We start from the raw sequence: 16448 nt of genomic DNA on the forward strand, positions 1-16448 counted from the left end.
TCCAATTCCATAATATTTGCACTATAGTTAGATTTTACTAACTGTAGTGTATTATAACGAAAAAATCCGCGGTTCTCTACTCCATTTCAAAATAACTTCCCGAAAATAGCCCGAAATTTCAACAACTTTATCCTCTTACAGATAGCTCAATACCCCATTTTCTCCAGTAGATAATCGGCAGAATTTATCACAAAATCGTCTGTCACCTTCCCCTCTTCCAACCTGATTGCTCTCTGGCAGCAAGACAGCACACATTCTGCATCATGGGTAATCACCAGAATTGTACGTCCTCTCCCAGCAAGTTCCTGAATAACATGGCTTACCTTTCTCATATTTACCCCGTCAAGGCCGCTGGTTGGTTCATCTAAGATAATAATGGGGGCTTCATGCATCAACGCCACCGCCAATGCGAGCCTCTGTTTTTGCCCCCCTGACAAAGTGGACGGGTGTTGTTCTCTAAACTCATACAAATCCAGTTCAGTTAATATCTGCCCAGCCTTTTCCCTTATTTCCGGTGATTCTTTACTGCCCAGTATCAGTTCGTCTATCAGATCCTCACCAAACAACTGGCTGTCGAGATCCTGGGGAATATACCAGACCGTTCCCCTCCTCTTTTTTATGTTGCTTTTATTTCCAAACAGAGTAACACGGCCGGAATCTTCTTTTAATAATCCGGAGAGCATTTTTCCCATTGTACTTTTCCCCATCCCATTGGAACCTATGATAGCGATAGATTCTCCTCTCCTGCAGGAAAAGCTGATATGGTCTGCAACCACTAATTTGCCAAACGTTTTACATAAATCTTTTACTTCTAAAATCACATCGCTGTTATTTTCAAATGGCATATGAGAACAAGTCACCGTATGCAGGTCAGGGTTTCTTAAACCCAGCTTACGGATTTCTTCCGCGGCCAGCTGCCTGATTTCAGCCTGCGTAAATTCATGCATAACGCGGCCATCTTTTATATACAGAAACCTGTCTGCAATTGGCATCAAGTAATAAAGTCTATGTTCCGCAATCAGAATTGTTTTTCCCTTTTCCTTCAGTTTCCTTATTGTATTACCCAATCTCTCTGTTGAATCCGTATCTAAATTTGCGGAGGGTTCATCCATAACATAAATTTCAGGCTCGATTGCTTCGGCAGAAGCAATCGCCACCTTCTGTCTCATTCCATAGGAAAGGTTCCGAATATTATAATTTAATATATTATTTATGCCCATACTATCGGCTGAAGCTTGGACATGGGCCACAATTTCTTCGTGCGAATACCCGTAATTCTCACATCCGAACGCAATCTCCCCTGCCACCTCATTGGCAAAAAATTGGCTCCGTGGATCCTGAAACACATTGCCTATAATCTTCCCCCTCTCCCAGGATGGATAACTGGAAAGGGGCTGTTTCTCTACATTGACGGTCCCTTTTAAATCGCCCTCATAAAAATAAGGAATCAGTCCATTAATAACTCGGGTCAGCGAACTTTTCCCACTGCCTGACGGACCGGTTATAACCACCGTTTCCCCTGCCTTAATATTTAAATTGATATCAGTAAGCTGGGGAATTTTATGCTGATATGAAAATGTCACATGCTGCATTTCTATTTCTTTTCCCATTTTTATTCTCCATATTCTTATTAGCTTCTCAGCTTTCTATAATCTTTTGGCAAAATACCATAGACATCTTTAAATGCAACAGAAAACTTACTTGCATTGGAATACCCCAATGAAAAGGCAATTTCACCAATTTTCATTTCACCATCTAAAATCAGCTTTTTCGCAATCCCCATTTTGTATTTCTTCAAAAATGCATATGGGGAATCTCCATAAACGTGATTAAATATTGTTTGAAACATGGTAGTCCCCATATTTTTTTCTTTCACCAATTGTTTAAGTGAACGCTCCTCGTCTAAATGAGTAATCATGTAGTTCCAGATTTCTTTGACTGCCTCGATCTGGTCTTTGGGATAATACTGTTCCTTCTCAGCGTCATTTCGTTCAATATTTTGCAAATAGAAAAGAAGTTCCAACGTTTTAATTGCAAAGTAGCAAGTGCTCTCTTTCCCTTTTGCCTCATAGACTTCATCAAACAATCGCTGTAATTTAGAAGGAATATTGCTGATATACCATGCAGTGTTCAATGATAATTTTTCCTCAATCGCCTTAATGTCTATGGAAAAATCCGCCATAATCTTTTTCGTGGACAAACTCATTTTTTTCTCGTCAATCACCAGAGTAACGGCATCAAAGTAACCGAAGGGGAAATAATAGGAAGCTGGCAGATGCTCCCCGCTGCCAATCCAGAAATGGTCCTCCGACAGATGGGCACATATATTATTTGCAAATTCACAGACAACTCTCCCCCTGCGGCAACAGGTAATCTCCAGAATCTCGCTGTATGGGGTTACTGGAATAAAAGCATCTTCGGAATTAAACTCCATGAATACCATTTCCATTCCCTCAAATACTTTATATGTAACAATCAAACCCTTTCCCTGGCATTCGTACCGTTCTATTAAGCAATCACTGTCACTGTGCATAACCCTGGCGTTCCGGCCGTACCATTCCTGCACTTCCTGTTTTTCCGGCATGGTTTTAATCCTCCATTATGCTTCTATCATATTGCAGATTATCTGCGGTTTCCTGCTCAGAGCCTCCGCGTGTCCCATTTTCTCACAGGCACGGACTTTAAGAGGATAAATACTGACTCTTCTTATTAAACCAACAGAATTGGGGGCATATGTTTCATTGCCTCCATACATAATCACCACTTCCATTGATATTTTCTCTTTCCTGCTCCGGATATCATACTTGTAAGCTGCAAGAGCTGTCTGTAATAATGTTCCAAAGATTATACCGGCCTCCCCCATTGGCTGAAGAACCTGGACATCATTGTTATGTAAATACCCCATTTGTTTTTGCATATACTTCATCATGTGCTTTCCATGCAAAACCCGCTTCATCTGCCACGCCATAATAAGGCTGTATATGTATTTCATATTACCCATAGATTCATATTGTCCGCCGTCCAGTATCAGTTTTTTTATTCTTATATCACCTTTGAGTGCAAGTTCAAGTGCAATACTTGCTCCCAAAGAAATGCCATAAACTGTATCAACATAATTAATTCCCTTTTTCAGCAATGCAGTACTGATATAGTCGGCACTAAGAATGACAGAAGTAACCGCACCACTGGACGAAGCACTATGGCCTGGCAACTCCGGAATTATAAAATAATAATCTTTCCCCAATATATGAAGAACCTTATCAAAACAGTTCTTCCAATTGAATCCCATCCCATGTATGAGAAGTATTCTTTTACCGTTTTTATTACCAAGCAGATGAATCTTAGATTGATCCTTCTTCATAGGTTTCCTCTTTCTCCAATATTTTATCGGTCAAAACCAGGTCGATATTTAATTGTGGTAAATCATGTATTACAGTTTCTAAATCCACGATATCCATAGCATAATGAATTCCGAAGTCCGGTTGTTTTTCAACCAGGGCCTTAACCGTATAAGCGGCTATAATTGAACTGATATCACTACTGTATGAACTATGTACGTCCGCAGTTCTTATGTGACCCTGATTATTATCTGAACCTGTTACTTCAATATGTATATAGTTATATGCTGCTGTTGAGCCACCAGTCATTTCAAATAGCTTGATAATAGAATCAATACTTTGCTGCAGTGCCTCATCGCCTTGCTTTAAACCATATTTGATAACTGCTTCCTGCATTAACTTCGTGATTTCTTCTCCAAAAGAGGCGTAATACCAGTTTGCCCTCTCAGGTTTATATTTTTGAGTAATCCGTTGCAATTCTATCGTATAGTAGTTCTGCAATGTATACTCCTTATTTTCTACAATCCTGTAGATTGGTGTTTCATCCCTTTTTAATTCACCATTTTCATAATAGTTTAATGCAGTTCCAAATCCGGCTGTATTTGTCAAAATAAAATCTTTGATTGCCGATCTGCTCGGAATTTCATTCGTGATGCTCAACCCCATAATACAATCTACTGACTTTAAGCTCTCACATAAATATTTCATCAACAGGCCAGTCATTCCTGGGAAGAAGCCACTGGAAAGCACATAAACCGATTCGTTCTCTATATCTGCTATTCTGTCTTCTAAAAATGCCTCACCAGAAGGGTCCACAACAGGTATGTGATATTTAGCCGCTGCTCTTGCAATCTTTTCTCCATTGACAAAGGAGGCTCCTGCACAATTTACGATAATACTGCACTGACTGCAAAAGCTTTCTAAGTCATCAGATATATCTACATCTAATTGGATATATTGGTTATGGGCAGTAACTGATGGTTTTACCGAATGATAGGAAACTAGCAACTCATATTGATTCTCCAACAGTTTAACAACTCTTTTTCCTATTTCACCAGTTCCGCCTAATATCCCGACTTTCTTCATATTCCGCCCCTTTTCCAGGGTGTCCATACGGTGATGGGCACCCTTTGGCAATCGTTAATAGTTAAAATCTAAAATCTTAGAAATATTCTTTTCCAGATTATCACCAATAATACAATCAAAATGTTGTCCTGCAATTGTATTATATTTTAAATTCCCCTTGATATATGGTTTCCATGTTTCAAAATCTTCCTCAAAAAATCCCGGATAAAAGTGGCTTCCTAAAATCTCACAACAGAAAATCCTTATATTTCCATAGTAAAGCTTCGGTATATAACTGGACACACATCTGAAATTTTGTGAGAATATCCGGAAAAGTACATTCAGCATCTTCAGCTGATGTTCCATCAACTCCCCATTTGGACGCTCAATCGTGCGGTATAAAGCATTTAACCTTTCTGAAATTGTATAGCTGGCGAGCCGGCGGAACTCTTCAGCCACATCTTCATACTCCCCGCCCGTTTCGCATAATGCTTTTACTGTAATTTCACCACTTCCACATCTGGAAATATACTCTATATACTGCTGCAACCGCTCATCGCTTACCTGATATCCTGCCTTATATGCATCTGCCCCAATCACTCTTGCAAAAATCCTCTCCAACAGCAGTTCGTTATCCAGGCTTGAATGCAATGCATTACGGAATATCTCATCCGATGCATCCGCTAAAATCGTGTTCTCTTTCCGCTTTGGAATACCGGTGCTTATCAGCGTCACATCAGAAACGGAAATTCCTTTATTTCTCAAATATTGTGCTGTTTCCAGTGCAATCAGACCACCCACGCAATGGCCCACAAGAATATAATTTTTATATCCCATTTTTTCCAATATCTCACCATATTTCCTCCCCAACAACCGGAAGGTCTGGCTGGTTTCCATAGAAATATACTCTGCATCATTTCCAAAAACAAAGCCGATAATGCTTTCACTGTCCTTGCTGTCCTCTTTTATGCGAGACAGTAAATCCGTATAGGGTGTTAAGGTTCCCGCTCCGGCATGGAAAAAAACCTTCGCAACAGAATCCTCATTATTTAAACTGCTATTTTTCAGAATCATTAAGGACGGGTCCTCAAGATTTCCCTTATCATTTTGATGGTTCAAAAGGCTTTCTGCTATCTGCTTAATAGTGGGTGCTTTCATCATTTCTGTCAGAAGGTTGCTCCACTCCCAGCCGGAGGCTTCCGATATGTTCTCCATCATCTTCCCAATGATTTGAGCAATTAACAGAGAATCACCGCCCACCAGATAGAAATCATCATTTCTCCCCACAGAAGTAATCCCCAGCTCTTTGCACCATATTTCGGCAATGCGCCGCTCCAGATCTGTCTGGGGCAACTCGTCCTTTTTCTTGATATTCTCCTTATGGTCCCAACTCTTGAAGTATTCTTTGATTTTTCTGGTATCCACTTTACGGTTTGCAGATAGTGGCATATCCGGAAGAATCAGAATCTGGTTTGGAACCATGTACGGAGATACTGTACTTTCCAAATAGCCTCTGACCGCCTCCTTTTCTAACTGCTCATATTCTCCGGCAAAGCGAACCACATATATTGTCTGTCCAGCTAAGTCCAATTTGCTACCCTTATCAGGGAATTCATAAAGCAGCTGCCCATCATGCCTCTTAAATATATCTTCCCACTGTTTTCGTGTGAAGAATGTCTGGTCATGTTCGCTGCGTTCGTCCGTAAAACCGGTTAAGCCGTCCTTAAATTCCATTGACGTAAGCAACAGGTAACTTGTTCGTGTTTCCTCAAGTATGATAATGGACGCGTCCTCTGATAATAAGCCCTTTAAATTTTTCATGACACTATTGATATTCCGTGAGTTATGGAGCACGTTTGCACATAAAATCACATCAAAGCTGAATGCCTCATACCCTTGCGATACGAAGTCTTCATTAATATTGAAAATCCCGTATTTCACCCAATTATACTTACCGAAATTTTCCTGTGCCTTATTTAAGAAGAAAACCGAAAGATCAGTAAAATAATACTCAACATTACAGCCTTCAAGCTCGGGTATCACATCGAGAGAGGTTCCACCAACTCCAGCTCCCACCTCTAATATTCTAAAGGGTTTCTCCGGACTTTTTTTATTCTTTTTCTCGCACAGATAACGTATTTCTTTCGTAGCAATGTTGTTGAGCATCCCATTTACTTTATTGTCATGATAAGCTGCCAGCGCCGGGTCTGTGTCTCCCTTTGGAAACAGAATATTCAGAGGGTCCTCTTTTCCCTGAATCAGTTCTGGAAGCAAATCACTCGATTCCTTCAAATAATCAACAAACTCCTTGCTGTATTGGAAATCGTCCTCTATTTCAAAAAATTCCTTCCAAAGCTTTTCAGAACCTAAATCCGTACTTATCTCAGAAGCTTTATATGCATTGGCTTCACATGTGATAATTCCTTCATTAACCAATACCTGCAGCCATCTTTTTGTCAATTTGTGCAGTTTCTCCGGTATCGACATCATTTCTACAATTTGCTCAAAATTGAAGGCTTTGGATTTATCCGAAAAAATTCCGCGCTTTCTAAACGTGTTGTATATGTCCGCAGAAACAACTTCCTCTGACTTCTTAATCCACTTTTCAAGTAAATCCTGATCCATCTGCTCTTCATAATATTGTTTTATGGACTTGAGCAAATATTCCTCTTTATCGTCCAGAGCCGGTGATGCCACAGTCTTTTTCCTGACCGGAGAAATGACTGCATCAATATGCAAATCCTCCGGGCTTTCACCTAACGCTAAAGCGACAGCCCTTTCAATCAGTGGATGTTCATTTAAGACAGAACTAATTTCAGCCAGTTCAACTCTATGGCCGTGTATTTTAACCTGATTATCGCCGTCCTCGCGTCCTTTAAAAATAATGACTCCGTCTGGTAAATAGCACCCCTTATCCCCGGTTCTGTAAATGCGCTCTCCACTCCACGGAAGAGCAGGGTACTTTTCACGATTCAGCTGTTCATCCTTCAGGTAGCCGGAGGATAATCCGATTCCTCCAATGTACAGGCTTCCGTCTACCCCATTAGGGCAGGGCTGCATTTCGTTGTTTAGAACATAAAATGTTTGATTGGACATTGGATATCCATATGGAATGCTTTTTGTAAATACTGCTTTTTTAGAAATATCGTAACTGATTGACCAGATTGCTGCTTCCGTGGCTCCACCAAGGCTGATCACACGGCAATCGCCAAACAGATCGTAAATCCTATGCGGCAGGGTTACGGGAATCCAGTCACCAGAAAGTAATAACAGCCTCACCTGATAATCCACGCTGACATTTGCGGATTCAAGATAGGAAACAATCATCTGATGCAAAGCAGGAACCGCATTTATTACAGAAACCCTATGTCTGATTATTAATTCCGACAAATATTTGGAATCCCTAATTTTATCTGTACTGGGTAATACTAATGTTCCTCCTGCTGAAAAACAGCCAAATAAATCATATACAGAAAGGTCAAATGATAAATTTGACAACCCCAGGAATACATCCCTCTCACCAACTGCATATGTTTCATTAACATCCGCAATTGTATTTGATGTTGCACGATGAGTCATGATAACCCCTTTGGGTTCACCGGTTGTTCCAGATGTAAATATAATATAAGCCGGCCTGTCATAATCTATTTTATCAATAGGCAACGATTCTGTCGGTTCCGGTTTTAGGCTGTGAATATCTACAACATTGCAGTATTGTTCTAAATCCTCATTCCCTGCTTCTGAAAAAAGCAGTTTAATATCTGCACTTCTTATAATTTTCTCTTTGCGTTTATCAGGCTGCTGCACATCTATTGGCACATAAGTCGCTCCTGAAATAAGGGCAGCCAGTACCGCAGCTACCTGCCATACATGTTTTTTTGTATCAATTCCTATCTTATCGCCGTCCTGGGTTCCTGCCTCGCCCAAAATACGCAGTACAGCATTCACATATCCCCCAAGTGAACGATATGTATATTCTCCCTCATCAGTTATTAATGCCGTTTTATCAGGGTAAAGGTTAAAAGATTTCAGGAATCCATCTTCAAGCATTGCCGGCATAATATTTTTAAAAGTATTATTTACATCACGTCTTATTTCAAGGGTTTCCTTCATAAGGCTGACCGGGTATTTTTCCTTAAGAACTTCACTATTTTTATCGGCTATAGATTGAAGCAACAAAGCAAAACTTCCAAACATTTCTTCTATTATATAGCCCTCAAATACACCATTTCGCACGTCCCAGTTAATAGTGGCACCACCGTTTTCTTCTGCGGCCTGGCAGTCTATATACACCTGCGGAGTCTGACTCAGTTTATATACAATTCTGTTTTTTACAGTTGTATCATCCTTTGAACTAACCCCCAAAGTACTTGTGAACACAACCGGCATAATTACATTTTTCTTGCGTTCTTTCGTTAGACGTCTTATTATTTCTACTCCGGACACATCTTTATGTTCTAAATCAGACCAGAGATCCATTTGCAGTTTTTTCACTCTTTCCAGAAATGTTTCACTATACTCTATATCAATGGCAGTAATATTGACATCTGTGAAATCACCAACCACTTTATATATATCTTCAGCCACTTCCGGTCTGTTGAGCAGTGTAGTGTTAATACAGAACTTTTTGTCACCAGACCAAACTGCTATTACCTCCGCCAGTGCTGCCATAACAAACACAGATGGCGTAATATTATACGATTTTGCCAATTCAACAAAAGCTTTCCATTGTTTATCATTCAAGAACACTTTCTTCTGAAGGAAGCTCACTTCCTGATTGTCCTCCATCCCTATAACCGGAAGGTTAGGTGCATCTCCCATCATTGATATTTTCTTATTCCAATAAACTTCCGCTTCCTGCCTTGATTTGCTATTAAATGTTTTCCGCTTCTCCTGATATAAAACAATATCTCTGTAAGACGTAGTCGGTATAATGATTTCATGAGGATTCTCATAAAACCTTTCAAGATCATTAAGCATTACATTCATACTTGCAAAGTCAGAAATAAGCATGTCTAACGAAAAATAGATTATGCTTTTGTCTTTCTCAATACTCAAGGCCAAATCACACATGGGCCACGTTCCAAGCTGATACTGCTTCGTAGATAACTCAGTTCTCAGTTCTTCCTTATCAGCGCTAATATCTTTATCCCGCCCGTCAAGTACTATGATTTCCACTGAAGGTACTGCCTCCTGGACAATCTGATAACCGGATGCCGATACAATTGCCCGCAGCATATCATGCTTTTGTATCACTTTATTCCATGCAACCTCCAGCTGACCAGGATCAAGTAATCTATTGACTTCAATTTCTATGTAACCGTGGCAACCAATTCCACCCAATTCATATAAACGATTTCTTCCCATAACATAGGAATTTTGTATGTCGGTCAGTGGGAATTTTTCATATCTCCGTTTTGTATCACTGGTGAACACTAAGTTATTATGTGCTTTTAAATAATCCAGCACTTCTGACTTATACTGTCTCAACTTATTTTTATTTTCCTCTGTCATTGCCCCCTTCGGAGCTTTGAACTTGATGGAATCACCTTCACACCAAATTACAATTTCTTTTTCTGCCAGCTCATTAATGTACTTTTGGATATCCATAATTTTTTCTCCTTGTCTGCAGCTAAATGGTATCAATCGTCAACTCTGCACCCTGATTAATCATTTGTATCTGACTTGCCAGTTCTCTAATCGTAGGGGCATTCACTAATATTGCTGTCCCGAGATCTCCATTGACTAAATGTGACTTTTTAATTTTATCAATCAGCATAATCGCCTTTAAGCTATCGCCTCCGGCTTTAAAAAAGCTGATATCTCTTGAATACTTTGTGGAACCGAGTACTTCTATCCATAGCCGTTCTAATTCTTCTTCTATAGCTCCCTGCGGTTTTTCGTAACCGGCCACAGCCTGACGTTCTTTAAAAAACAATTCTGCTACCATTTTACGGTCAACTTTCCCATTTGCACTCAACGGTATAGACTTTCCATATTGATATTCAGATGGAACCATATAGAGAGGAAGATAGGAACTAATCGACTGATTTATGGTTTCGTCCTGAATCAACTCACTATCTGGGTCGTTTTTAACAATAAACGCACAAAGTTTTTGACTGCCGCCTTCCGAAACGATACATGCAACAGAACTCTTAATACCTTCCGCCCTGTTGATTGCTGCTTCAATCTCTCCCAGTTCAATCCGGTACCCTCTGAATTTTACCTGCGTATCTTTTCTTCCCAGGAATTCAATTGTTCCATCATTCCAAAACCTTCCCATATCACCGGTTTTATACCATCTTATGTTTTTAAATGATACAAACTTATTATTTGTAGTGGTTTCATCACCGACATAGCCCTTTGCCACTCCAATTCCGCCAATCCATAATTCTCCCGGCACCCAATCAGGGCAGTCTCTTCCCCTCTGGTCAACGACCCTGTATAGCTGTCCGTCCAGGGGAGTTCCATATGGAATTGATACCCACTCTTTAGGAACAGGCAGCTTCACCTGATAATAATTAGACCATATAGAACCTTCAGTTGCTCCACCAAGAGCTGTCAATTCAGAATTTGGAGCAACATCTGCTAATTTTGCCGGCAGGTCCGTACCAATCCAGTCCCCGGACAACAATACGGTTTTAAGGGATTGCAATTTCATCTCCTCAGCCTGTGCCTGTTCCAGAAGCATCCGTAATAGAAAAGGCACTGAATTCCAACAGGTTATATGGTATCTGGTAACTAAATCCAACCATTGAGCAGCATCTGTTTTACTCGCCTCGTCCAGCAAGACTATAGTCCCGCCCGTTCCAAGAATTCCAAATATATCATAAACCGATAAATCAAATTCCAAAGAAGACACTGCCAATAAACTATCTTTTTCACTGATGTCACATTTCTTGTTCACATCACAAATTGTATTCATGGCTGAAAAATGGGAAATCTCCACGCCTTTGGGTTCTCCAGTAGTTCCAGAGGTGAAAATAACATAAGCACTGCTGGAAGGATTTACTGGTTCATTGGCAGATATCTCCTCCCGCTTCGCCCGGTCATTCACATCAATGATATTCACTCTGTTTAACCTTAAATGACAGCCATGAGATACCATATATCTTATATCAGCGCGTTTCACGATCTTTTCGATGCGCTTATCCGGCTGGTTCATTCCAATCGGCACATAACATGCACCCAGCAGCAATATTGATAGTACTGATATTATCTGTTCTGCTCCCCTGGGCAATCGCACAGCCACCTTATCGCCAGGCCCTACACCTTCCAGCTGTAATAAACGTGCTAATTTCTTCGCTTCTTTGCACAGCTCATAATAAGTCAAGGTTCTGCCGGTGCCTTCTATGACAGCCGTTTTGCTGCTACGGTCTGTTGCATTTCTAAAAACAAGTTCATGCAGACATAGATTCTGCTTTACCCCAATTGTATTTATGCCTGAATATCTCTCTGCGAATTTTGTCTCTGATATTACAGGAAGTTCTTCCCCCCATTTGTCAGGATTGGATATAGTCCATCTCAAACATTCTATATAGGCACTGAACATATCCTCTATAAAGCCTTTCGGGAATACATCTTCAACTGTGTCCCACGAAAGCAAAATGCCTTCCGGGAATCTCATGACCTGGAAATCTATCAAAACTTGCGGTGTCTGTGAAGAAATATATTTTAATTTGCCAAAACTCCCTGCAAACCCATCAGTAATGATTGGTTCCATGCAGTCACAAGAAAATACGATTGGCGCCACAAGCTTTTGTGTTGGCCTTGACCTTAGTATATCTCTTATTACTTTCACTCCGGAATAAGCAGAATAGTCCAGCGATTCCAGAAAGGCTTCCTGAATTCTTTTCGTTTTACTAATAAAACCTCGTTCTTCAATGCCCTTTACCGGAAGCAAAAGGATATTTGTAAAATCAGCCACTTTGTCCTCTGCTTCTGACGGTCTGTTAAACAGAGGTATATTCATCAGAAAATCCGATTGATTGCTGTAACGTTCTAATATCTGTGTATAAATGGTCAGCAGTATCATTGCAGGTGTGACCTGGTTCTTCGCAGCACTTGCCGCAAGCCTGTCCCAATCCGCTTTCTCCAGCATAAAATTTCTTCTTTTAAACACCGGCTTCTTTACCGATTGATACGCTCTCTTTAATGGCAGTTCCGGCGCTTCCGGCAGTGTAGCAAAGTGTTCTTTCCAATAAGCGGCCACTTTTCGGTAAGCGTCCTCATTTTCTTTATGCTTCATGTGCTCTTCAAGAGAAAAAGGCGATTGCGTTTTCTCAAAAGAACAATCATTATATAATTTTTCTAAATCCGAAAAAATAATCTTTATGCTCTTTAAATCCGCTACCAGCAAATCAATGCCAAAATGCAAGATAGTTTTGTTCTTGCCTATAACCGATAAAATGAGTACTGCCACTTCGCCTCGTTCAACAGCCAACACTTTATGACTGTACTCATTTCTTACCGCTTCCATTTTCTCTTTCTTTTCTGTTTCATCTAATTGTTGTAAGTCATATATTATGATGCTGGAATTATATGGTTTATCCTGAATAACCTGGGTTCCGCTCTCCAAAAACTTTGTCCGGAGCGATGAGTGCAGGTATTGCACGTTTTCCCACGCCTTTGATAACCTCTGCCGGTCTATTTCCCCACATTCAAACTCAAAATACAGATAGCACGATATTCCTCCCATCACCTGATCTGGATTTCTGCCCACCCAATACGCATGCTGAACATCGGTAAGAGGAAATTCCATCGTTTCCGTCCGACTCCTATCCACTTCCTTTTTACTTTCTGCGCTGACACTCTGCATTTTTATTATTTTCCACCATTCCGCCAGATACGGTTTTTTCAGCAATTCAGAAACGCGGACATTGATACCTCTGCGTTTTAGCTCACTGGATATTAGCATTACCTTTAAGGATTCAAATCCAGCCTCAATCAAATTTATGTTTTCTATATCTGCAGTATAAGAATACTCCCCAATCTCTGCTATAATCTGACACAGCTCTGCATATGTAATCTCCGATTTCATATTTTCTCCTTCCCTGCAGTGTTATTCGCAATCTCCCGCAGCTTTACCCGGTTAATCTTTTTTACCGATGTAAGAGGCCACTCATCTATCTTCACAAGCTGGTCTGGTAGCTTATATGTTGCCAACCCCTTTTCCATAAGAAATTTTCGTATATGTGATAAATTAATTTTTTCATCCGCAGTCATGATGAAAGCACAAATTCTTTCTCCCATTAGAAAATCCTCAACACCTACTACCACCGCCTCATCAATGTTCGGATGTTCACTTATAAATATTTCAATCTCTCTCGGTTCTATTTTCTCACCAGACCTATTTATTTGGTCCGTGATCCTTCCCTGTACCTGATATCCATATGTGGAATCCCATCTCACTTTATCGCCTGTTCTATAAAATCCGTCCGATGTGAACTTATCTTTCATACTGACATCCTGGTTATAATAACTTTGAATGGTAAATGGTCCACGAATTATCAATTCTCCTTCTTCACCATTCAGTACGTCCATGCCATTCTCATCAATAATCCGGATTTCCTCATAGCCAGACACCGAATAATGGTAGCCTACCGCATCGCCAAGATTGCTGCGATCATAAATACTATACAGGGCCAGTCCTTCCGTTGCTCCATAAAGGGGTAAGACCTCACATTCCACCTTTTCAATTAATTTTGTAACAAGGCTCTCATCAACCAAGGAACCTCCAATAATGATTTTCCTGACGCTGCTCAAATCATATCCACACTCTTGATTCAGATACTGATTCCAGATTCGCGCCAGTGTTGGAACTAAGGCTGTAATTGTAATATTTTCTTTTTCAACTTGTACAAAAATATCATCGCAGTCCAGGTCACTGCATAAAACAGCTTTTCCCCCTGCGAAAAACACATTCAGAATTCCGGGCGAATATAACCCAACCTTATGTGCTAATGGCAGACAAGCTAAATAACTGTCAGAGGACGTAAACTGGAATTTCTGATTATATCCATAAATATGCCAATAAATCATTCTATGAGTGATTGGCACTAATTTAGGAACTCCGGTTGTTCCGCTTGACAACATAAGGAGGGCTATGCTGTCAAGCTCCTTGTTTTCTTCGATGATATTTTCGGTGTCTTCTTTCAATCCTTCGGCTATATCCTTGACTGCGATTTTACAAATCTGTCTGCTTGCACGCCCCTTGTGAATCCTTAATGATACTTCGTCCTTATCATAGAAAACCAATGTTGAGGCATCCGTCTTATCAAAAATGCCCTTTAACTCATTCTCACCAAATAAAGAGTTTGTAACAATTGGGATTGAACCTATTTTAATTAACCCCAGCAAACCAAATACAAACTCTTTTACATTCGGTATTCGCAAAACAACCAGTTCACCCTTGCTTATCCCGCGCCTTTTGAAATAGCAGCCATACTGGTTGATTTTCTTTTCCAGTTCTCCATAGGTAATACGATTTATGCCCTCCACAATAGCGGTCTTATTTCTATTTGCTTTAAACCTTTCTCCCAGCCAGATATCTATCGTTTTCTCCTGTACCGGTCGCAATTTCTTCCCATAGTTCATTCTCATTCCTCATTCCATATGCCAAACATGCTTTATGACATTTATCTACAGCAATTTGACAAATCCGCCAAATCTGATCTCCGTAGCTTTCACTGCTGGTTCCGCCGATTTTTACAGAAAAAGAGGCGAAATCTTTATAAAGCCCATAGCCGATTGCCTTCACATAGGCTTCTTTCGCTGTCCAAGATTCAAAAAAGGACTCAATATTATTTTGCCTGATTACAGTTGCTGTTTCTTCTGGTGAAAAATAATTTTCTGCGAGCCTTTGATATTCCTGTATTTGTTTTATTGCCTGCACATCTACGCCAACCTGAACATTACGTCCAAAGGCAAGCATTACAATCTCTCCCGAGTGAGATAGGTTGTAATTTATAGATAGACGTTTTCCAGAACAGCACAGATATGGTTTCCCAAAACGTCCTCTCTCAATTTGTATATCTTTTATATCTTTGCCAAGATAAGATGAAGAAATCTTTTTTACAGCGATTCGCCCTATTGCACCTCTCATTATGTCTTCATACTTTACATATGATGTATATTGCTTTATCTCTTCTTCATTCAAGATTCCCCAATTCTCTTTTATCCAACCTGTCATGCTTCTCCACCGCAGAATCCAAACCTGTATTTCTTCTGGAGGAAGATTATTCATAAAGCAATGCCGTGAAGTGAATGTAGGACGAATCACTTTAATTTTCACGATTGATAAACTCCTCAGATTTTTGATGAATTAACTTTAATACATTTTCCTCATCTTCTTTTATAAAGAAATGCCCGCCTCTGAAAAGGTAATACTGAAACTTGCTCTGCGTGTATTCAGACCATCTCTTAATATCGGCCAGGGTCGCTTCCCTATCCTCATTCCCGCCAATTGCCAAAACTGGACATATTAATTTTGATGGGGCATCCGGATAATAGCTTTCATCCAGAATAAAATCCGATCTGATTATCGGCATATAAAAGTTCAACAGTCTTTTATCCATTTTTATTTCTTCCGGAATACCGTCATATCGTTCCAGGCCAATCAAAAACTCCTGTTCTGTCAAATGAGATATCGGCTGTGGTTCCGGAATATGGGGAACTCTGCTTCCGGAGAAAATCGCCAACTTTGCTACCCTTTTGTTGTTCTCAAGCATTTTTTCAACTTCAAATGCTATTTTGCCGCCCATGCTATGGCCAAATAGGATAAAGTCATTGTCAAACCTCATAATAGCGTCCACAACGTCTTTTACAAGTGATTGCATGTTCAAATATGGCTTCTCACCAATACGTTCTTCTCTTCCCGGTAATTGTATGGGGCAAACCGAAAGTTTCTTGTCAAAATATTGAATCCACTTAGCATAGAAAGCGGCACCGCCTCCTGCATATGGGAAACAAAACATTATTGTACTTTGGGGGCTAATACCTTCCGAATTCTTAATCAATTTCCCATTGTATATCATAACCTCACCT

General features: G+C 40.1%; 9 protein-coding genes. All 9 read right to left on the reverse strand.

Going from position 1 to position 16448, the window contains the following annotated elements; all coding sequences use genetic code 11:
- Window positions 1–146: 146 nt before the first annotated feature.
- From DWX43_RS06300 to DWX43_RS06340, 9 genes are read right to left on the reverse strand one after another with little or no spacing between them, the layout of a single operon-like run.
- Window positions 147–1610, reverse strand: a complete 1464-nt coding sequence (locus DWX43_RS06300; RefSeq protein WP_006567735.1) for an ABC transporter ATP-binding protein — start codon at window positions 1608–1610, stop codon at window positions 147–149.
- A gap of 20 nt (window positions 1611–1630) precedes the next feature.
- A complete protein-coding gene (locus tag DWX43_RS06305; RefSeq protein WP_006567736.1) occupies window positions 1631–2584 on the reverse strand; it encodes an AraC family transcriptional regulator in 954 nt (317 codons plus the stop codon).
- Window positions 2585–2599: 15 nt separating this feature from the next.
- Window positions 2600–3361 carry an alpha/beta hydrolase gene (locus DWX43_RS06310; protein WP_006567737.1) on the reverse strand — a complete coding sequence of 254 codons (762 nt, stop codon included), beginning with the start codon at window positions 3359–3361 and terminating at the stop codon, window positions 2600–2602.
- A complete protein-coding gene (locus tag DWX43_RS06315; protein ID WP_008726155.1) occupies window positions 3342–4424 on the reverse strand; it encodes an NAD-dependent epimerase/dehydratase family protein in 1083 nt (360 codons plus the stop codon). Before DWX43_RS06315 ends, DWX43_RS06310 begins: the two co-directional genes overlap by 20 nt.
- A gap of 54 nt (window positions 4425–4478) precedes the next feature.
- Complete coding sequence (locus DWX43_RS06320; RefSeq protein ID WP_024739133.1) at window positions 4479–10013, reverse strand: non-ribosomal peptide synthetase; 5535 nt, start codon at window positions 10011–10013, stop codon at window positions 4479–4481.
- Window positions 10014–10035: 22 nt separating this feature from the next.
- Complete coding sequence (locus DWX43_RS06325; RefSeq protein WP_008726745.1) at window positions 10036–13443, reverse strand: non-ribosomal peptide synthetase; 3408 nt, start codon at window positions 13441–13443, stop codon at window positions 10036–10038.
- Entirely contained in the window at window positions 13440–14999 is a 1560-nt protein-coding gene (locus DWX43_RS06330) for an AMP-binding protein (protein ID WP_006567742.1), read from the reverse strand. Before DWX43_RS06330 ends, DWX43_RS06325 begins: the two co-directional genes overlap by 4 nt.
- Window positions 14929–15696: a 4'-phosphopantetheinyl transferase superfamily protein gene (locus DWX43_RS06335; RefSeq protein WP_025483254.1), complete on the reverse strand. Its 768-nt coding sequence runs from the start codon at window positions 15694–15696 to the stop codon at window positions 14929–14931. Before DWX43_RS06335 ends, DWX43_RS06330 begins: the two co-directional genes overlap by 71 nt.
- Complete coding sequence (locus DWX43_RS06340) at window positions 15686–16438, reverse strand: thioesterase domain-containing protein (protein ID WP_024739135.1); 753 nt, start codon at window positions 16436–16438, stop codon at window positions 15686–15688. The genes DWX43_RS06335 and DWX43_RS06340 overlap by 11 nt, the downstream gene beginning before the upstream one ends.
- Window positions 16439–16448 lie beyond the last annotated feature (10 nt).

The sequence above is a fragment of the Clostridium sp. AF19-22AC genome (genome assembly GCF_003479085.1).
In the GTDB taxonomy this organism is placed as follows: domain Bacteria; phylum Bacillota; class Clostridia; order Lachnospirales; family Lachnospiraceae; genus Faecalicatena_A; species Faecalicatena_A orotica.